At 48.0% G+C, this 18201-nt stretch carries 17 protein-coding genes, 8 tRNA genes and 1 rRNA gene; 2 read left to right on the top strand and 24 right to left on the bottom strand.

What is annotated here, in order from left to right; all coding sequences use genetic code 11:
- Positions 1–8 precede the first annotated feature (8 nt).
- The 5 genes from coaD to H9X84_RS06815 all read right to left on the bottom strand — a co-directional run bounded on the left by coaD (position 9) and on the right by H9X84_RS06815 (position 5328).
- On the bottom strand, positions 9–488 hold the full coding sequence (gene coaD / locus H9X84_RS06795; protein WP_205133554.1) for a pantetheine-phosphate adenylyltransferase: 480 nt from the start codon (positions 486–488) through the stop codon (positions 9–11).
- Entirely contained in the window at positions 485–1159 is a 675-nt protein-coding gene (gene rsmD, locus H9X84_RS06800) for a 16S rRNA (guanine(966)-N(2))-methyltransferase RsmD (RefSeq protein WP_330612295.1), read from the bottom strand. Before rsmD ends, coaD begins: the two co-directional genes overlap by 4 nt.
- The gene (gene recG / locus H9X84_RS06805) at positions 1129–3171 is read right to left on the bottom strand and encodes an ATP-dependent DNA helicase RecG (RefSeq protein ID WP_205133556.1); all 2043 of its coding nucleotides are present in this window, start codon (positions 3169–3171) and stop codon (positions 1129–1131) included. Before recG ends, rsmD begins: the two co-directional genes overlap by 31 nt.
- A gap of 115 nt (positions 3172–3286) precedes the next feature.
- On the bottom strand, positions 3287–4951 hold the full coding sequence (locus H9X84_RS06810; RefSeq protein WP_330612296.1) for a DAK2 domain-containing protein: 1665 nt from the start codon (positions 4949–4951) through the stop codon (positions 3287–3289).
- A gap of 20 nt (positions 4952–4971) precedes the next feature.
- Complete coding sequence (locus H9X84_RS06815; protein ID WP_205133557.1) at positions 4972–5328, bottom strand: Asp23/Gls24 family envelope stress response protein; 357 nt, start codon at positions 5326–5328, stop codon at positions 4972–4974.
- A gap of 344 nt (positions 5329–5672) precedes the next feature.
- Between H9X84_RS06815 and H9X84_RS06820 the strand changes: the two genes are divergently transcribed.
- Entirely contained in the window at positions 5673–6302 is a 630-nt protein-coding gene (locus tag H9X84_RS06820; protein WP_205133558.1) for a GntR family transcriptional regulator, read from the top strand.
- Between the two features lie 42 nt (positions 6303–6344).
- Here H9X84_RS06820 and H9X84_RS06825 read toward each other — a convergent pair whose 3' ends face one another.
- From H9X84_RS06825 to H9X84_RS06850, 6 genes are all read right to left on the bottom strand, one after another.
- Positions 6345–7097 carry a hypothetical protein gene (locus H9X84_RS06825; RefSeq protein WP_205133559.1) on the bottom strand — a complete coding sequence of 251 codons (753 nt, stop codon included), beginning with the start codon at positions 7095–7097 and terminating at the stop codon, positions 6345–6347.
- A complete protein-coding gene (locus H9X84_RS06830) occupies positions 7084–7566 on the bottom strand; it encodes an RNA polymerase sigma factor (protein ID WP_205133560.1) in 483 nt (160 codons plus the stop codon). Before H9X84_RS06830 ends, H9X84_RS06825 begins: the two co-directional genes overlap by 14 nt.
- Before the next feature lie 15 nt (positions 7567–7581).
- Positions 7582–7959: a hypothetical protein gene (locus H9X84_RS06835; RefSeq protein WP_205133561.1), complete on the bottom strand. Its 378-nt coding sequence runs from the start codon at positions 7957–7959 to the stop codon at positions 7582–7584.
- Between the two features lie 223 nt (positions 7960–8182).
- Complete coding sequence (locus tag H9X84_RS06840) at positions 8183–9283, bottom strand: pyridoxal phosphate-dependent aminotransferase (protein ID WP_205133562.1); 1101 nt, start codon at positions 9281–9283, stop codon at positions 8183–8185.
- A gap of 139 nt (positions 9284–9422) precedes the next feature.
- Positions 9423–10670 carry an MFS transporter gene (locus tag H9X84_RS06845; RefSeq protein ID WP_205133563.1) on the bottom strand — a complete coding sequence of 416 codons (1248 nt, stop codon included), beginning with the start codon at positions 10668–10670 and terminating at the stop codon, positions 9423–9425.
- Positions 10660–11031, bottom strand: a complete 372-nt coding sequence (locus tag H9X84_RS06850; RefSeq protein WP_243423589.1) for a 2-oxoacid:acceptor oxidoreductase family protein — start codon at positions 11029–11031, stop codon at positions 10660–10662. Before H9X84_RS06850 ends, H9X84_RS06845 begins: the two co-directional genes overlap by 11 nt.
- 119 nt (positions 11032–11150) lie before the next feature.
- Between H9X84_RS06850 and H9X84_RS06855 the strand changes: the two genes are divergently transcribed.
- Positions 11151–11792, top strand: coding sequence for a helix-turn-helix transcriptional regulator (locus H9X84_RS06855; RefSeq protein ID WP_205133565.1), 642 nt, complete (start codon positions 11151–11153; stop codon positions 11790–11792).
- A gap of 68 nt (positions 11793–11860) precedes the next feature.
- On the opposite strand, the gene nhaC is transcribed toward H9X84_RS06855, so the two are convergent.
- From nhaC to rrf, 13 genes are all read right to left on the bottom strand, one after another.
- The gene (gene nhaC, locus H9X84_RS06860) at positions 11861–13291 is read right to left on the bottom strand and encodes a Na+/H+ antiporter NhaC (protein ID WP_205133566.1); all 1431 of its coding nucleotides are present in this window, start codon (positions 13289–13291) and stop codon (positions 11861–11863) included.
- Positions 13292–13999: 708 nt separating this feature from the next.
- Positions 14000–15466, bottom strand: coding sequence for a hypothetical protein (locus H9X84_RS06865; RefSeq protein ID WP_205133567.1), 1467 nt, complete (start codon positions 15464–15466; stop codon positions 14000–14002).
- Position 15467: 1 nt separating this feature from the next.
- Positions 15468–15992 (bottom strand): sigma-70 family RNA polymerase sigma factor, encoded by a 525-nt coding sequence (locus H9X84_RS06870; protein ID WP_205133568.1) that lies wholly within the window; start codon positions 15990–15992, stop codon positions 15468–15470.
- A 168-nt stretch (positions 15993–16160) separates the two neighbouring features.
- Entirely contained in the window at positions 16161–17186 is a 1026-nt protein-coding gene (locus H9X84_RS06875; protein WP_205133569.1) for a stalk domain-containing protein, read from the bottom strand.
- 162 nt (positions 17187–17348) lie between these two features.
- A tRNA-Gln gene (locus H9X84_RS06880) sits at positions 17349–17420 on the bottom strand.
- Positions 17421–17445: 25 nt separating this feature from the next.
- Positions 17446–17517 (bottom strand) — tRNA-Gln (locus H9X84_RS06885).
- A 28-nt stretch (positions 17518–17545) separates the two neighbouring features.
- Positions 17546–17617, bottom strand: a tRNA-Gln gene (locus H9X84_RS06890).
- Positions 17618–17651: 34 nt separating this feature from the next.
- Positions 17652–17723: transfer RNA gene (locus tag H9X84_RS06895), tRNA-Gly, on the bottom strand.
- A 10-nt stretch (positions 17724–17733) separates the two neighbouring features.
- A tRNA-Leu gene (locus H9X84_RS06900) sits at positions 17734–17816 on the bottom strand.
- Positions 17817–17830: 14 nt separating this feature from the next.
- A tRNA-Lys gene (locus H9X84_RS06905) sits at positions 17831–17903 on the bottom strand.
- 9 nt (positions 17904–17912) lie between these two features.
- Positions 17913–17986, bottom strand: a tRNA-His gene (locus tag H9X84_RS06910).
- A 15-nt stretch (positions 17987–18001) separates the two neighbouring features.
- Positions 18002–18076, bottom strand: a tRNA-Pro gene (locus H9X84_RS06915).
- A 15-nt stretch (positions 18077–18091) separates the two neighbouring features.
- Positions 18092–18201, bottom strand: a 5S ribosomal RNA gene (gene rrf / locus H9X84_RS06920); the annotation flags it as partial.

Genomic DNA, 18201 nt, shown 5'->3' on the forward strand with positions numbered 1-18201 from the left:
GCTTTCCCTCACTTTTGATATTTTTCTATAATATACGGTTTGATTTCCTGGGGCACCATAAAATCAATGTTTCCGCCAAAAACGGCAACCTCCTTGGCATTGGTGGAACTCAGAGCCAGATGCTCCTCGTCCGCCGCCAGGAAAATCGTTTCGATTTCTTTTCCAAGCTTTCTGTTAATTAAATACATCTGATACTCCGCCGCGAAATCCACCGCGTTGCGCAGGCCCCTTACAGCCACATCCGCGCCGATGGCGCCGGCAAAATCCGCCAGAAGCCCACGGAAGGAGGCAACCTCCACATTTTCCAGATGCTTCGTAACCAGTTCCAGATGATGCTTTCTTTCTTCTACGGTAAACAAAGAGTTTTTGTTGGGGTTTTCCAAAACCGCCACCACCAGGCAGTCGAAAAGTCTGGACGCTCTTTCAATGATATCCAGATGACCCAATGTCACCGGGTCAAAACTGCCGGCATAAATTGCTTTTTTCATGTTTCCTGTTCCTCCAGACGCAGAAAAGAGATTACTGTCGTCTTGTATTTTTTTTCTTTTTCTACATAAAGCCCCGCAGTCTCCTCCAGAGGAATCTGCGCGGAGCGCTCTACGATCACATAACCTTCCGGCCGCAGCAGACCGCCTTCCACGATTTTTTCCAGCGCCGGCTTGGCCAGTCCTGCCGCATAGGGTGGGTCCATAAAAATAATATCAAAGGATTCCCCTTCTGCCGCCAGCTTGTCCAGTGCCGCCAGTACATCGTTCTGCATCAGTCTTGCACGCTGCGCCAGCCGGGTATGTTCCAGATTTCGGGAAATCACCTTGCCGCACAGATCAGACTGCTCCACCAGTACCGCCCGCTGGGCGCCTCTGCTCAGAGCCTCGATGCCGATGGCGCCGCTGCCGGAAAACAGATCCAAAAAGACACATTCCGGCAAATCAAAGGCGATGATATTAAAGAGCGTTTCCTTGATACGGTCTGTGGTGGGCCGTGTATTCAGCCCTTCTATGGTTTCCAGCTTATGTCCTTTGGCTGAACCTGCTATCACTCGCATCTCGTTATCACCCGTATTATTGAATTTTATACATACATATATAAGTATAACAAAGAAAGTTATAAAATACAACAAAAAACTGTTTACAGCTCCAAACTTTTCCCCCGGAACCACTGCTCCATTTTTTCCTTCAGGGGCAGATGTTCCTCCAGAGAAAGTTCCGGGTCTTTTTTCAGGAGCGCCGCCGCTCCCTTCTGGGCTTCCTTCAATATTTCCGTATCCCGGTAGAGATTGGCGATCTTCATTTCAGGCAGACCGTGCTGTCTGGTACCGAAAAATTCTCCTGGTCCCCGCAGCTTCAGATCCATTTCAGAAATAACAAAACCATCGCCGGTCTTTGTCATGGCTTTCAACCGTTGTCTGGCGATCTTCCCATCGGCGTCACTGACCAGAATACAGTAGGACTGCTCCGCCCCTCTGCCCACACGGCCCCGCAGCTGGTGGAGCTGGGCCAGACCGAAACGCTCCGCGTTTTCAATGAGCATGACGGTGGCGTTGGGTACATTGATGCCTACCTCAATAACGGTGGTGGACACCAGCACATCCGTATGCCCCGCGGCAAACGCCGCCATGATCTCCTGCTTTTCGGCCGCCTTCATCTTTCCATGGACGCAGGCCACCCGGCACTGGGGCAGTTCCGCCGCCAGCATCTGGCTGTATTCCAGTACGTTTTCCACTTCCAGCTTTTCGTTTTCCTCGATCATAGGACAGATCACATAGGCCTGACGGCCTTCCTTGACCTGCTTCTGCAAAAAGGCATAGATCCGTTTCCGGTAAGCCGTTGTCACCGCCAGAGTGTCGATGGCCTTTCTGCCCGGCGGCAATTCATCAATGATGGAAATATCCAAATCGCCATATAATATCAGCGCCAATGTTCTGGGGATGGGGGTCGCCGTCATAACCAGCACATGGGGATTTTCTCCCTTCTGGGCCAACATGCCCCGCTGCCGGACACCAAAACGATGCTGTTCATCGGTAATGACCAGCCCCAGTTTATGATAATCTACGCCCTTTTGAATAACCGCATGGGTGCCTACAATCATCTGGGCCCGCCCCTCGGCGATCTCTGCCAGAGAAAGGCGTTTCTCCTTTGCCTTCTGACTGCCGGACAGATACGCCACCCGGATGCCCAAAGGCGCGAAGATTTCCCGGAAGGACTGGGCGTGCTGTTCCGCCAGCACCTCCGTCGGCGCCATAATCACCGCCTGATAACCATTTTGTATGGTCCAGTAGGCCGCCGCCATGGCAACGGCCGTTTTGCCGCTGCCCACGTCCCCCTGCACCAGCCGGTTCATGATCTTCCCTTTTGTCATATCCTCCCGGATCTCCTCCAGCACTTTTTTCTGCGCCGATGTCAGCGCAAAGGGCAGATATGCCTGAAATTCCTCCAGAGCCTTTTTCTTTTTCATGACAATGCCGCTGCCCTGAGAAAGCAGGGTATTCCGCAGACGGAACAGGGCCGTCTGCAAAAGGAAAAATTCCTCAAAGACCAGACGGCGGCGGGCATCATAAAAAGCCTCCTCCGTCATAGGGAAGTGAATATTCTGCACAGCAAAATTCCGTTCCGCCAGAGCATATTCCTTCCGCAGCCACAGGGGCAGTTCCTCGGACAGCGTCCCCCGTACCGCCTCCAGCGCCTCCGCCAGAAATCCGCGCATCATTTTCTGGGAAATGCCCTCGGAAAGGGGATATACCGGCACAATGCGGCCTCCGGCGAAGTCCTCGCCGATCTTTTCATACTCCGGGGAAATGACCTCCCGCCTGCCGTATTTTCTGGACAGCTTTCCCGTAAAAAGATAGGCTTCCCCGACCTTCAAAGCTGTTTTCATATAGGGCTGGTTATACCAGACCAGTGTCACCTCTCCCGTTTCATCATAGACCCGCAGTCTGGTATAAGTAAGGCGGCCATGTCTGCCGTTCTGCCCCTCGCCCTTGACTTTGGCGATAAAGGTCTGTTCCTCGTTTTCCTCCAGCGCCGATACCATGACAATGCTGCTGCGGTCCTTATATTCTCTGGGATAATGCTCCAGCAGATCCTCCACTGTTTCGATGCCCATGCGCTGAAGCCGCTTCGTCCGCTGCTCTCCGATATGCTTTAATTCACTGACCGGGCTGTGCTTATCCATGGCTGTACCTCCTTTCCCCTTTCCTTCCAAACAGAACAGGAAGGCTTAAGCCTCCGGCACTGCCGAAATCTCAAACCTTCCTCTGTTATCCTCCGGTTCTGCGAAACCGCTTTCTTTATTCCACAGAAATAATATAGTAGTATAACGGCTGGCCGCCCATCTGCAGTTCTACCTCACAATCGGGATAGTTCTCTTCCACAAAAGCGGAGATTTCCGCCGCATCCTCTTCCGTTACATCCTCGCCGTAATAAATGCTGACCATTTCGCTGTCCTCGGTAATGGCTTCGGCCAGCAGGTCCTTGGTGCTCTGGGCGATCTCGCTGCCCACTACGGCAATCTTGTCATCCAGCATCCCCAGAATATCGCCCTCATGAATCTCATGCTCGCCAATCTGGGTGCTCCGTACCGCAAAGGTTACCGTTGCCGTCTGTACCGTCTGGATGGCTTCCTTCATGGCCTCCGCCAATGCCTCGGCGTCAGCGCCTTCCTCATAGCAGAACATGGCACTGATGCCCTGGGGTACAGAAGTAGTCGGAATCACATACAGCTTCTTGTCCTCCGCCAGCTTGGCCGCCTGTTCTGCCGCCAGAATGATATTTTTGTTATTGGGCAGGATGAACACATGATCCGCGTTTACCAGATCCACCGCGTTTAAGATATCCTCCGTGCTGGGGTTCATGGTCTGGCCGCCTTCAATGACCTGATCCACACCCAGGTTCTGGAAGATATCAGACAGCCCTTTCCCTGCCGATACAGAAACAAATCCGATGTCCTTTTTCACCGTTTCCACAGGCGTTGCGGGCACTTGAGCCTCCGCCTTTTCTGAAGCGCGAAAATCAATCTTATTGGTATGCTGTTCCCGCATATTGTCGATTTTCAGCCCGCTGAGACTGCCGATGGTCAGGGCCTTTTCCAGCGCCAGACCGGGGTGATCCGTATGGACGTGAATCTTGATGATCTCCTCGTCGCAGACACAGACAATGGAATCCCCAATGGTGCCTAAATAAGATTTCAGCTGCTGTACGGTAGCATCATCCGGTTCATGGACATTGATGAAAAATTCTGTGCAATAGCCAAACGTAATGCTTTCATTCTCAATGGATGCCAGCGCGGCGAAATCCTCCTGGACATTAGCGCCGGGTTCCACGATCTCCTGCTTTTCGCCGGAACGCAGATTTTCCAAGGCGCCCTCCAGAATATGCAGCAGACCTCTGCCGCCGGCGTCCACCACGCCCGCCTGTTTCAGCACAGGCAGCATATCCGGTGTCTGGGCCAGCACTTCATGGGCATAGGCCAACACACCTTTCAGGAATACTTCAATATCCTCTGTTTCCTCCGCCATACGGACGGCCGCTTCGGCACAGGCTCTGGCTACGGTCAAAATCGTACCTTCCTTCGGCTTCATTACCGCTTTATAGGCGGTTTTTACCCCCTGCTCCGCTGCTGCCGCCAGTTCCTTTGTGCCGGCCTCTTCCAGCCCTTCCAATCCCTTGGAAAAGCCTCTGAGCAGCTGGGAGGTGATTACGCCGGAATTGCCTCTGGCGCCCCGCAGTGCGCCGCTGGCCGCCTTCTTTGCCACCTCGTCCACACGCAGCGCGTCGCCCTTTTCTGATTCTCTGGCTGCCGCCAATATGGTCAAAGACATATTTGTCCCTGTATCGCCGTCCGGCACAGGGAACACATTCATGGCATTGACTGCCTGCTTATTGGCGTCCAGGGTATTGGCGCCGGCAATAATCATTCTCTGCAGACAAATGCCGTTTAATTTTGTCACGCTCACTTTGTTGCTCCTCCTTGCTCTCAGCCGTCGACACGCACGCCGTCGACAAAAATATTTACGTCTTCTACCGCAAGACCCGTAAATTCCTCTACAGAATACTTTACAGTGCTGATGATATTATCAGCGATAGCGGAGATGTTTGTGCCGTACTCTACAATAATGTGCAGATCCAGGCTGATCTTATTGGCATTCACACGCATTTTAATGCCTTTTGTCAGGCTTTCCAGCTTCAAAAGCTGCACCAGCCCGTCTTTCATATTTTTGGCGGCCATTCCCACGATGCCGTAGCATTCAATGGCAGCATAGCCCGCGATTCTGGCGATGACCTCATGGTCGATGCTGATTACGCCATATTCATTTTCCAGTTTTGCCGTCATATTGAATTCAACCTCCTATCCGGATTATCGGGTTGCTTTTGTTTTTCTTTTATGAAAGCCCCACTTTGTGGCTTTCCCTAAAAAAATGCCTTTTTCGCCGGGCCTGTTTTCCCGTCTGTTTCAGGACATGATTCTGTTGCTATTATACCATTTTCCCCTGTATTTTTAAAACATTTTTTTCATAATTAAAAAAACTGTTGCTTTTTCCTAAGAACATTGAAAGCCCAGCGGACCTCTATGTTTTTTCTTCCGTACAGAAGGGGCCCGGAGGAAAGTTTTACTTGCAATTTCCGGCTAAATTTGAAATAATAGAAACATTGAAAACAAAAGGATGGAGGCCGCATATGGCAGAATTGCAGAGAGTCAGTTTAAAAGTACAGGTATACCGCATCCTGCGGGAAAAAATATTACAGCAGGAATACGCCCTGGGAGAAAAAATCAATATCGACACCCTGGCGGAGGAATTAAAGATCAGCAATTCCCCCATCCGTGAAGCTTTGATGATGCTGGAAAAGGACGGCCTGATCGAGTTTATCCCCAACAACGGCGCCAGAGTCGTCTCTTTTTCTGAGACCGGATTTCATGAAATCGCCAGCACCCTGTATGTAATGCTTTACGGGGCATACCGTCTTTGCGTGAAAAACGGCACCATTGACAAGGTCATTGCCGATATGGAGCAATATATCAAACAGCAGGAGGAATATTCCCAGGCGGGAAATCTGCTGGAATCGGTCAAACACGCTTTGATGTTCGATAAAAGCATCATTGTGGGCGCCGGCAATTCCTATCTGCTTTCCATTTACGAGCGGATCGAGGATGTTTTTTATCTCATGGCCCTTCATGACAACCAGAGGGGCGAAGACGACCGTCTGAAAAACCTGACGGAACATCAGATGATCCTGCAAAGCATCCGGGACGGGAATCCCGAGGAAGTCCGCAAATGGCTGGACATCCACTACGACAAACATTTCTAAAAAATACGGAGGACAGGCACAAAAAATGCCTTCCTCCGTTTTTTATTGTTCCTGATGATGTTTTCCGTGGCCCATGCCATTGCCATGGCCTTTTTGCTGGTTTTGTCCGTTTCCATGCTCCTCCTGCTCTGCGGTGCTGTCACATTCCGTCCGTTCACGGAGTTCTCTCATAGTCATATCCTGCGCTTCCTCTAGCGTCAGATCCGGTTCCTCCTCCAGCGCCGCCAGATAAGCCCGGTATTTTCCCAGAGAAAGGCCCGCCTCATGGGCGTGTTCCACTTCATCCCAATGCCCGGCACAGTGTACCTGCTCCTCTGTCACATAGGCGCATTGGGAAAGGCAGTGCTCCATTTTCGCCGTCCGTTCCTCCGATGTCCCCGCCACCGTGATCTCCAGCGTTTCCCCTGCCGCCAGACAGGCCGCCACCATTTCATTTTCCGTCACAGCATTGACCGCGTCCTCATAATTCATGTGCCGCAGGGAAAGTTCCTCCGCCAGAGCCTGACCATCGGCGTTATACCCCGTCACGTCAATGACACGGTCGAACCGATTCACCGCCAGCTCCAAAGAAGGATTGATGTCAATGCTCACAGCCGCCACGGGAGTGAAATAGGCAAAATACCCGCTGACACAGAGAAATACTGTCACAAAGCAGGCCGCCAGACGTTTGGGCACCGCCCTTGTTTTTCTTCTGCCCCCATAAAGCTGACGATGCAGGAAGTCTTTTGTATTCGCTTTCAGTTCCTCCTCCGCCTGTACCGCGTCAAAGGCAGATTTGAGCTTATTTTCCAACATCCTCACCTCCCAGCTTTTCCTTCAGCAGCTTTCTGCCCCGATCCAGCAGTGTATAGACCGTATTGGGGTTCTTCCCCAGTATTTTTCCGATTTCCGCCGCCGGATAGCCCTCGTAGTAGTGGAGATAGATCACGCTTCTGTATTTTTCCGGCAGTGTCAGCACCGCCTCCAGCACCGTCCGCTCCTCATGTTCCGGCGCGGGCAGTCCCGGCACCTCCTCGATGGAAAGGGTACGGCTGCGGAAAAAACTCCGCAGCAGGTCCCGGCAGGCATTGATGGTAACACGGATGATCCACGCCTTTTCATGCTCCGCCGATTGGAAGTCAACGGAAGAAAGGGCATACTTCAAAAACACATTTTGAAATATGTCCTCCGTATCCTCTTTGTTTTTTAAATATACCATGCAGAGCCGCCGCACCATATCGGCGTAGCGGTCAATGGCCCGATTGACTTCCTGTTCTTCCCGCATATGCCTTTCCCCGTTTTATCTGCAATGTCGTCCATAACCGCCATGGCATCCGCCTGCGGCCCAGCCGTTTCCGCCACTGGTCTGCCGAAGATACTGCTGTCCATTTCCTGTACGAAGTCCTGTTCCGGCGCAGTTATCACAAACGCCGTCACCATTTTCATCCACGTACTGGCACCAGCCATTTCCCGTGCAGAGCCCCTTCCCGGCGCAGTTGTCACAAACGCCGTCACCGTTTTCATCCACATACTGACACCAGCCTGTACCGTTGACCAGACAGCTGCCGTCTCTTCTCTGGGCCATAATACCATGGCCAAAAGGCGACGCCAATACACTGGTGGCGCCCAAAGTCAATACCAGCGCTCCCGCCAGAACCAGTCCCATCAGTTTTTTCATAGAAATCCCTCCCAAATAATTTGCTTTCACTCTCAATACGAATGAAACCGGGAAAATCTTTCATTTTTCCAAAATAATTTTATTTTTTCTTCGTTTTCATCATACCACATTCTTTTTCTCTGTCATAGAAAAATGCCGCAAAAAAGAAACCTCCAGTCTGGCAGATTGCTCTTATGCCAGTCTGAAGGTTTATAAAATTGGGGGGGGGAATTTTACCTGATCTTTAATTTTCGTCAATTTCTTTCAGTGCGTTCAATACTTTTTCTATCTCGCTTTCTCCCGGAACACGCAGCCGAACCGAGTTCTTGCCTAAATTATGAAAATCTTTCCCGGAAATAACCAGAATCCGCCGTTTGGCAAATTCATTCGCCAGGTCTACTTCCGTGTTATGATGCGTAAGCAGACAGATCGACACCGTATCTGCGGTTTCCGCAATGGAAATGTTCCGAAGCTTTAATGCCAGCAGCTGTCTTTTGATCTGGCTTGTTTTTTCCATCAATACTTCCAGAAAGGCTTCGTCTTTTATGGTCCGGGCAGCAACACTCCGGGACAATTCCGACATGGCATAAGGATTGGAGATGTTATTCACATACCGAACAAGCTCCGAGGGCAAAACAAGATAGCCGGCTCGCAGCCCTGCCAGACCAAAGCCCTTGGAAAAGGTCTTTACAACGATTAAGTTGTCGTATCGGTCCGCCAGCTGCACAGCGGAATTCTGTTTCGGCATGTAATCCCCATAGGCTTCATCGACGATGACAAAGACATTTTTCATCCGGGCAGCCCGCAGAATCTTTTCAATTTCAGATATAGGAATTATCTGTCCTGTGGGATTGTTCGGATTGTCCAGGTAGACCAGCTTATGCTGCTCATTCAGCATCTCCAGAACATCCTCCGCGCTAAATTTATAATTTTCCTCTTTTTTCAGCAATACCTGATCGTAGACACACCCATTCATTTCCACATCTGTCTGGTATGTAGAAAACTGAGGAACATATCCCAACACCCGATCGCCTTTTTCCAGAAAAAGACGGTTGATGAGATATAAGCCGCTGATAGAGCCATCGCAAAGGAAAATCCTTTTGTAATCCAATGCCGCGTAATCTTTCCAGTATGCGATCACGCTGTCCTTTACACCCACCGAATGAGGATAGGGCTGGAGCATTTCAAAGGTCAGGTCCTGAAAAGCCTTTTTGGCTTCAGGCGGCGCCATAACAATATTGATGCCTTCCCCACAGTCCACATCATAAGACATGGGCTCGCCGGATTCAATGGCATAGCTTACTTTCTTTCCTTCTTTCACCGCACGGTTAATTCTTAATTCCATCCTGCTCCTCCTTTCAAAATATCACACATCTTTCGGTTTTCTTCCCACGCCGGTCCAGTGTTCCGTTATCCGCACGAAAATCCTGCTGTACCGGCACAAGAAGTGACTTGCGGTTTCTCCGCTCTGAGACAATATATTTTTATTTGTCTGACGCACCGTTCATTTTTCTTCCGCAGCCCCACAGGAAAAGTGTCACAATCAAAGAGGCAGCGGCGAAACAGATAAACAGCACCTGGAACTGCCCTCTGGAAGTAGAAATAGGCAGGCTCTCCATGAAATTCCCGCAAATCTGTGTAAAGATAGCGCTTCCCAAAAAGGTAAAGAAGTTTACGATACCCGTAATGGTTCCTGTATATTCTTTTTTGGCAAAAAGGCTGATACAGCTGAATCCTACGGTAAAGCCGCCGGCGCCAAAGGCACCCAGAAGGATTCCCACCGCGCCAATAAACAGGCGGCTGCTGTTTTCTTTGCATACGGCGTAAGCAATCCATGTACATACAAAGATCAGGCTGGAAAATACCACTGTTTTTGTGCTGCCGATCTTATCACTGATACTGCCCAGAATACTTGCGCCTACGATACAGCCAATGCTGATGCACATCAGCATAATGCTGGACGCGTCTGCAGACATGGAAAGGGCCTCTGTAAAGAATTTTCCGCCCCAGAGACTCTGGAAAGACAAACGGCTGCCGCCGGTTATGAAGAACCAGACGATCAGCGCGATGGCAAAGGGCTGTACCACCATTTTCCACGCATTTTCCTTCTTCTGTTTTGTCTGCGTGCCGTTTTTATTATCATCAATAAAAAACCAGCAGCCGATACTTAATACCACCGTCAGGCATCCAATGATAAAAAACGCTTTTCTCCATCCCAGTACATTGGTCAAAAACTGCAGCGGGGCGGAGGCACAGACCGCACCGATCTGCCCCAGAGAAACCATGATGCCCACCATGGTTCCATAAACGGCATCCCCAAATTTCCGCCGGATGGCCGCCAGAGCCGGTACATAAACCAATGCCGTCGCAACGCCTGCCATCATTCTGGCAACAACCAGAAGTGAAAACTGCTGCGAAACAGAAAATAATAATGTGCTGCAGGCCGTCAAAATACAGGAGGCCGCAATCAGTTTATTTGCCGGCACTCTGTCGCCGATGACCCCGGAGGGAAGCTGCATGATGGCATATGGATAAAATAAAGCCGAGCCCAACAGCCCCAACTGGGCCGTGGAAAGCTGAAATTCCGTCTGTATGGTATCGCTGACTACCCCAAGAGACAGCCGGTGGAAATTGCTGAAGAAATAGGCCAGCCCCAGTACCACCATCATAATGACCATACGGGACTTATTCTGGCTTTGATCTTTTCTTTCAACATTCATTTCAGACTGCATAGTATCCCACCTCAAACGCCGCCGCATTCAGAGCTTCATATTTATTCTTCCCTTTCTTCCGGAACATATCGTTCATACCTTCTACGCCGGTTTCATGGTCAAAGTCTCCTAACAGCTTGGCGATGGCACCAATCATTACGATATTGGCGCCCTTGGGATTTTTTACCTGGTCAGCCAGAGTATCGCAGTGGACGGGCACTACCTTCACATCTTTTCGTGTCGCGTTCAGGTCGGCTTCTTCCACCATATCCGCGTTTACCAGAATGATGCCGCCGGGCTTCACGATATTGGCCTTTTCCAGTACCCGGCGAATACCTGTAAAATGGACCTGCTTCATTTTCTTCGGTTCATAATCTCTCATCATAATTCCTCCTTCTTTATGAATCCCATTCCCGCCTCTCTTGACAGGAACGGGCCGTTTGTGTAATAATTATCAATATAATTTATAAGAAAATTATTATAATATAGGGGTGATAAAAAATGCCAACCACCGACCTTATGGAAATGTTAAAAGGTCTGGCTTCTGGCCTGGCCGCTCTGCTTGGCTCACATACAGAGGTAGCGCTGCATGATCTAAGGCTGCATCAAATCGTTTTTATCGAGCATTCTTATATCACCGGCAGAGATGTCGGATACAACGGCGATGAATTGATGTACCATAGTATCCTCGAATTAGCAAAGGATTCCGATCAGCTGATTGGATATAAGAGCTCTTCTCCTTCCGGAAAAGCGCTCAGATCCTCTCATTTTATCTTCCGCGATGAGGAAGGGACTCCCTGTGCTCTGCTCTGCGTCAATCAGGATATCAGCTTTCCCCTTGAGATCCTGGCTTTTTTGCAGGAACAGTTTTCTTTCCACTCCATTCAGGAAGATGATGCTCCTTCTCCTTCCGATGGAAACTATATCCAGAAAACCATGCGTCAGGTTATTCTGAACTCTATTGAAAAACTGAAACCCCTCTCCCTTGATTCCAAGGAAGGGAAGCTGGAAGTGATCCGTATGCTGGAATATCAAGGTGTTTTCTCTGTAAAAGATTCTGTGCCGCAGGTATGCGAAATGCTTTCCATTTCTCAGGCTACACTTTACAACTATCTGCGTGAACTTCGCATCAAGAAATTCTGATCTTTTATTTTCATTCCCCACAGAAAAATGTTTTTTCCGTGGGGAATTTTTTCTGTTTTTCTCTGATTTCAGGATTTTTCCGCGGGACTGATGCTTTCTGTTTCTGTCTGTGGTGTCCCTCCTGTTTTCCAGACAAAAATCCCCAGTGCGGCAAAAACCAATGAGAAAATTGGTACAATGTAGCAGAAAAACGCAAATGGTATATACTCTATTCCAATCCCTAATACCCCCATTGCGTAAGAACAGGATGTGCCCCAGGGAACCAGCGGCGCCGCTACCGTAGCCGAGTCAGACATTGATCTGGATAACACCTTCAGCGAAATCCCCATATCCTCGTAGGCGGGCTTAAATACCAGCCCTGCCATAACCAGTGGAAGTACCTGATTGCCGGAAAGCAGCAAAATAAAGTAACTGTAAAGCATGGTGACAAAAACCAGAGAAAATACTTTCTTAACAACCTTCATCAGCATATTTACCAGAACCTCTAAAATCCGGCTCGCTTTTAAAGCGCCGCCCATAAGGCTTGCCGCCAGAATCAGGAAAATCGTGCCGGACATGGAGGCCATACCGCCTCTGGACAAAATGGTATCTACCAACGCAACACCTTTCTCCGATACATAGCCGTTAAAAGCAACCTGCATGACTTCGATGACGGAAACATTCTGAATCATCGCCGCAAATACAATGGAGAATGTGGCGCATCCGCCCAGCCCCAAAAGAGATGGTACTTTCTTCGCGGATACGACCAGCATCAGAATTGCTGGAATTACTGCAATCGGTGAAATATGGAACTGCGCGTTCAGCGTATCCATCATCAAAATAATATTGGTATCGTCCATGACACCGGAACCGTACTTGAAACCGATTACCGTATAAAGTATCAGAGACACTACCGTCGCCGGAATCGCCGTAGGCATCATCCCGCCGATATGGTCGTAAAGACCAACGCCTGTCATTGCAGAAGCCATATTGGTATTATCGGACATCGGAGAAAGCTTATCCCCAAAATAGCATCCGGAAATTACCGCGCCTACTACAATCGGAAGAGGCATTCCCATACCGGCGGCAACGCCCGTCAACGCCAAACCCATTGTCGCGATAGAACCAAAGCTGGTGCCTGTAAATACAGACATTAGCGCACAAAGCACAAAGGATAAGGGCAAAATCAGTGACGGAGTACAAAACATCAGTCCGTAATACATAATGGAAGGTACTGTACCGCCGATCATCCACGCGCCAATCATAATACCTACCAAAACCAGAATCAGCACTGCCATCATACTGTCGTCAATGGTTTTTAGCATTGCCTTCTGTATCTCGCTCCATGGATTATGAAAGGCCAATGCCGCCAACGCCGCGATCAATGTACCTACCATCAAAGCCATTTGAGCGCCAACCTGCATCTTGATGCAGACAACGATCACAGCAATCAGAACAATCAATATCAATACTGCTTCCAAGGGCTTTGGAGCCCTTGCCTGCTTTTTCTCTTTGTTCACGTTCATTCCTCCCTCAAATAATTCTGATTTCAAGCTACTTGAAAATCTTCTCTTTTGTAATTTTATTATAACCACCTTTCATTATTTTACATAATAGTCACTAAAATACGTAATTTTTGCTTATTTTTACTTTGTTTATAAATGCATTTATAATTTTTCTCTAACTCACTTACAGCATATCATAAAAGAGAGGATATTCATAGAATAATTTTACACAATTTTATAATAATTTTATTATGATAAACGACTAAATTGTGTTTACTATTGTACCATAAACCTATTTTCAGGAAATTTTGCCTCAGCCTTCCTTAAGGAATCAAAGAATAAAGAATCGCTGTATTCTTAAGGGAAGTCTGCTTTCGATATTTCCTTTTCTTTTACTAATCTGGTTTCACTTCCCATCGCGGTTTCTACAACACAAAAACTTTTCGTTGTAAAAAATCCTGTCTCTCCATTTTCCATTGTTTTTTAATCCCCAGAACATTTTCCTTCCCAGTGGTATTTCTTTTTTCCGCGGGCAAAGCAGCTTTTCTCCACCTGTATTCTTTGTCTTTCAGGGAATTTGCATTATCATGCCCTTTTATAACTCTACGACTGAAAATACAAAAAGCGGCGGCAAAGAACCATATATTCTTTGCCGCCGCAGACTATAACAAATTATTTCATTACAGCCCTTCTAAAATATTTCTATTTTTCCATTCTCAAATCTCATTCCAACTGCTTTGGTGTGTCAATGACTAATGTAAAATCTTCCACAGCCCAAAGATAAGGATCCGCAAACGTAGCCTCCAGCGTTTCCTGATCCTCGGCCACATCCGTTCCAAAGGTAAAGATATTCTCCTTATAATCCCAGTCGGAAGTCACTCCGTTGGCCAACCCTCGAGGAGCTTCCGCCGATACAGCATACATTTGGAAAACGCCCTCTTTGGGTACAACACGATAGGAAATCTCCACATCTCTTCTGGGGACATCCACGGTATTTTCCCCAGTGCCTACCCTCTGCTGGAACACATCAGAAACGGAAACTTCCAGAATTTCCACAGTTCCATAGGCAAACTCCAGCTGTTCCGACATGGTCTTCGTTTCACCGGTTTCCGGCAAATCCAACGCAATGCTCTGTGTTTCACTGGTTTCCACCGTGGTCGGCCCCCGATGGATGGTAATGGGGAAATCCGCCTCGGTGCCTTCTACCACAAACCGCAGACCATTCTGCATATCTTCCTGACTTTCCAGAATCGTTTTCAGAACTGCGCCATCCTTATTTTCCACGTAATTCTGGGAACGATATACCTCTATCCAGTCCTGTGATGCGTCCTCATCTCCATAGTCTATCCCATAAATGAGCACCTGTCTTCTAAAATCCGTTTCTGCGTTTTGGATTTCCTCTGTCTGATATACCTGGTACAGTTCTACCGCAATGCCATCCTCTGTAACTTCCGCCGAAGCTGTTAAGGTGATGCCGCTCTTCGTCTGGCTGACACCAAGAGTTTCCGGATCGGCAGTGCCTTCATTAGCTGTCAGACGGAACACCAGCGGCGTTTCAAAGCCAGCGATCCTTACGGTATACAGCTGTGCCGTATTGGAAACTGATCTAATGATCTGACGACGATATCTATTGACATTCTCGTCATTCTCCTTCCGGATTTCTCCGGAATTGCTGCTTAACTCATATTCCGTTCCGTTATATTCCATAGTCACCGGATATTTTTCTTTCAGATAATCAAAGTCATCCTGTCCTTCCAAAATGCCTTCTGTCAGGTTTTCCCCCTCCATCACAAGCTCCATGTGGATTGCAATGCCTTTGGCGTAAACATTTTTCAGCGTCACCGTAACGCCATTTTCCGTAAAGGTATCCTGAATCAACTCTGCGCTGTACATCTGAGTTCCTTCCTCGTCTACATATACGCCAACTCCCGGCAGATAATGGAACAGCTTTTCAAAGGCCGCCAGAATCGGTCCTCTCCCAGCGATTCCCAGCACAGCCACGATGCAAACCACCGCGGCAACGATCTGTTTTTTGCTGAATCTCCTATTTTCCTGCTTTACCTTTTCCAGAGTGCGCTTTTCGATTCTTTTCCGGGTCATTTCATCCAGTTCCGGCAGCTGCTCCGGCAGAAAATTCTTCAGTTCCTCTTCTGTCCATATATCCAGCATTTCCTCAAACTCCTTCTTCATATTACGCACCTCCTTCCAGCAATTTTCTAACCTTTTCCAGTCCCCGCCTTGCCTTCTGGTCTACGGTATTTTCCTTCAAACCAAAGGCAGCAGCGATCATTTTTGTGGGATAGCCAAAATAATATTTTAAAATCAGTATTTTGTTATCCGGCTCATCCAGAGAATGAACGGCATCCAGAAGCTGTCTGCGTTCCTCCTGTTTTTGCACCTGATTTTCTCCCGTCCAGCTTTCCTCCAAAGGGATTGTTTCTTTTCCCGTCAGTTTCCGTAGGCGGTCAATGGCTTTTCTTCTTGCCAGCACTGCCAAAAAACAACGGATACTGCCTTTTTCCAGATCAATTTTCTGATATTGATGATAAAAAGCAAGAAATACATCGCTGACACATTCTTCTACCTCTTCCTTGGGCTGGCCCGATAGCTTCTGCTGAACGATGTAGTAGCAGAGGCCCGTGTACTGCTTCATGGCCAGCCGTATGCCGTTTTCCGGATTTTTCTGCATCAACTGCAGCAGTTCTCTGTCTTCCATAACCGCCCCTCCTTTATTGCATATTGTAAGGAAAGCCCCGCGTAAAAACAAGATTTCCTTTTCACTTTACTATTCGTAAGTCAAAGAAGGAATCTGACATTAAAATCAATAAAAATCAAAAAGCACAGAACTTTTAACAGTTCCATGCTTTCCATCTGTATACTCTTTTTATTCTGCTTTTGACTGATAAAATGACAATGTACCTTCCATTGTTGCAGTTTGGCTTGAAAAGTCCCTTTGGATGTTGCAGACTTTCCATAAATTTTCTAAACCCTCTATGGGCAGAAACAACCTTCCTTCTCTTATTTCCATAGGCGTTTTTAATACAATTTCTTTTCCCCTTAATTCAATCTTATTTTCACCTGCACGCATCATATAAACTTCCTGATCCCAAAGAACATATGCCATCTGGTTTTCTCTGTCCCAAAATATCTTTTTCTGAAATGATGGAGGTAAACTATCCATTACATCACGAAGAGGGAGCATCAAAGTACCTGCTTCATTGACATATGCCGGCACATCCAAAGAATAGTCTTCCCCATTGACCCAGATATCTTCTGCATCCGCCTTAACGGTCATCCCCCAAGGCATCTCCGTATAGTCTTTTTTCCAATCCGTCCCTAAATAAAAGTAATAAAAATCCGGACAGATGATTTGATCCTCCTGACCATAAAACAAATTATCTGCATATTCCTTACCGCCTATAACGCGCAATGACAGACCATATGCTTTATCTTTCAAACCTTCCGCCGTATCATATTCGTTACAGGAAAAAATATATTCCTGATGCTCTGCTGCCAATTTTATCGCATACACGTCATATTCCAGCCTCGAAAATGTTTGATAAAAATTTTCATAGCGTTCATTTACTTCCTGCTGAGATAAGCCATTCAGCCCTTTTTTGAACTCTTCCGTAGGTTCAGTACTTATTGTAACCTGTGCCTGTCGGCCAGTATCTGTATACACCAAGTCCAAATAGATCTTCTTTCCTTCTGCTTTAGCAGGAACTGTCACCGCAAAACCCCCATAGGGAAATGAGCGTGTTCCCTTTCGGAACAAATCCTGCCTGCACTGAAATTCCACCGTACCATCTTGTGTTGGAATCACGGTACGGTAGGTTGCGCCCGATTCAGCCCATACTGTCGTTGTCATTATCCCCGCCAATATTAAACCAATCATTATCCCTCTTTTCATAAAAATGCCCCCTTTTTCATTTACGCTGCGATTCTTTTGTAATAAGCCTAACAAAAATATGCATAAATTCCCATTAAATTTTCTTGAAACATCTTACAAAAATCTTACAAAAATCTTACTCTATTCATAAAAAAAGAACCTGAAAAATCAGGTTCCTAAAAACTAGGGTAGCAGGATTCGAACCTGCGAATGACGGAATCAGAATCCGTTGCCTTACCACTTGGCGATACCCCATTATACAGTTTTTATTTTTTTGAAACTAGGGTAGCAGGATTCGAACCTGCGAATGACGGAATCAGAATCCGTTGCCTTACCACTTGGCGATACCCCATTATAAGCGATTTCGCTTTTTTTGAGACCTGGGCTAGCTGGATTCGAACCAGCGAATGCAGGAGTCAAAGTCCTGTGCCTTACCGCTTGGCGATAGCCCATTATACGATAATTGCAGGAAAAACGAAACCAAAAAGCGCGAGACGAGATTCGAACTCGCGACCCTCGCCTTGGCAAGGCGATGCTCTACCACTGAGCCACTCGCGCATATCCTATATGCAGCCGAGGGGACTTGAACCCCTACCCAGAATCTGGACTAGATCCTTAGTCTAGCGCGTATGCCAATTCCGCCACGGCTGCCCAAAAATAAGAAATGAGTCACTCGGGACTCGAACCCGAGACACCTGGATTAAAAGTCCAGTGCTCTACCAACTGAGCTAGTGACCCATAAAAAAGGGTGGGTAGTGGGATTCGAACCCACGACCTCCAGAGCCACAATCTGGCGCGCTAACCAACTGTGCCATACCCACCATATATTGAAAGGCTCGGGGTGACAGGATTCGAACCTGCGACCTCCTGATCCCAAATCAGGCGCGCTAGCCAAGCTGCGCCACACCCCGTCATTGAAAATTGAAATCCGGCGACCATCTACTCTCCCAGGCAGCTCCCCACCAAGTACCATCGACCGCTTAGGTCTTAACCGTCGTGTTCGGAATGGGAACGGGTGTGTCCCCTAAGCGCATCG

The organism is Anaerotignum lactatifermentans (genome assembly GCF_016902535.1).
In the GTDB taxonomy this organism is placed as follows: domain Bacteria; phylum Bacillota; class Clostridia; order Lachnospirales; family Anaerotignaceae; genus Anaerotignum; species Anaerotignum lactatifermentans_A.

What these genes read in the sequence shown, in the direction of transcription:
- coaD (WP_205133554.1), bottom strand. Translation starts at nt 488, where the DNA reads ATGAAAAAAGCAATTTATGCCGGCAGTTTTGACCCGGTGACATTGGGT.
- recG (WP_205133556.1), bottom strand. Translation starts at nt 3,171, where the DNA reads ATGGATAAGCACAGCCCGGTCAGTGAATTAAAGCATATCGGAGAGCAG.
- H9X84_RS06815 (WP_205133557.1), bottom strand. Translation starts at nt 5,328, where the DNA reads ATGACGGCAAAACTGGAAAATGAATATGGCGTAATCAGCATCGACCAT.
- H9X84_RS06820 (WP_205133558.1), top strand. Translation starts at nt 5,673, where the DNA reads ATGGCAGAATTGCAGAGAGTCAGTTTAAAAGTACAGGTATACCGCATC.
- H9X84_RS06825 (WP_205133559.1), bottom strand. Translation starts at nt 7,097, where the DNA reads ATGTTGGAAAATAAGCTCAAATCTGCCTTTGACGCGGTACAGGCGGAG.
- H9X84_RS06830 (WP_205133560.1), bottom strand. Translation starts at nt 7,566, where the DNA reads ATGCGGGAAGAACAGGAAGTCAATCGGGCCATTGACCGCTACGCCGAT.
- H9X84_RS06835 (WP_205133561.1), bottom strand. Translation starts at nt 7,959, where the DNA reads ATGAAAAAACTGATGGGACTGGTTCTGGCGGGAGCGCTGGTATTGACT.
- H9X84_RS06840 (WP_205133562.1), bottom strand. Translation starts at nt 9,283, where the DNA reads ATGGAATTAAGAATTAACCGTGCGGTGAAAGAAGGAAAGAAAGTAAGC.
- H9X84_RS06845 (WP_205133563.1), bottom strand. Translation starts at nt 10,670, where the DNA reads ATGCAGTCTGAAATGAATGTTGAAAGAAAAGATCAAAGCCAGAATAAG.
- H9X84_RS06850 (WP_243423589.1), bottom strand. Translation starts at nt 11,031, where the DNA reads ATGAGAGATTATGAACCGAAGAAAATGAAGCAGGTCCATTTTACAGGT.
- H9X84_RS06855 (WP_205133565.1), top strand. Translation starts at nt 11,151, where the DNA reads ATGCCAACCACCGACCTTATGGAAATGTTAAAAGGTCTGGCTTCTGGC.
- H9X84_RS06865 (WP_205133567.1), bottom strand. Translation starts at nt 15,466, where the DNA reads ATGAAGAAGGAGTTTGAGGAAATGCTGGATATATGGACAGAAGAGGAA.
- H9X84_RS06870 (WP_205133568.1), bottom strand. Translation starts at nt 15,992, where the DNA reads ATGGAAGACAGAGAACTGCTGCAGTTGATGCAGAAAAATCCGGAAAAC.
- H9X84_RS06875 (WP_205133569.1), bottom strand. Translation starts at nt 17,186, where the DNA reads ATGAAAAGAGGGATAATGATTGGTTTAATATTGGCGGGGATAATGACA.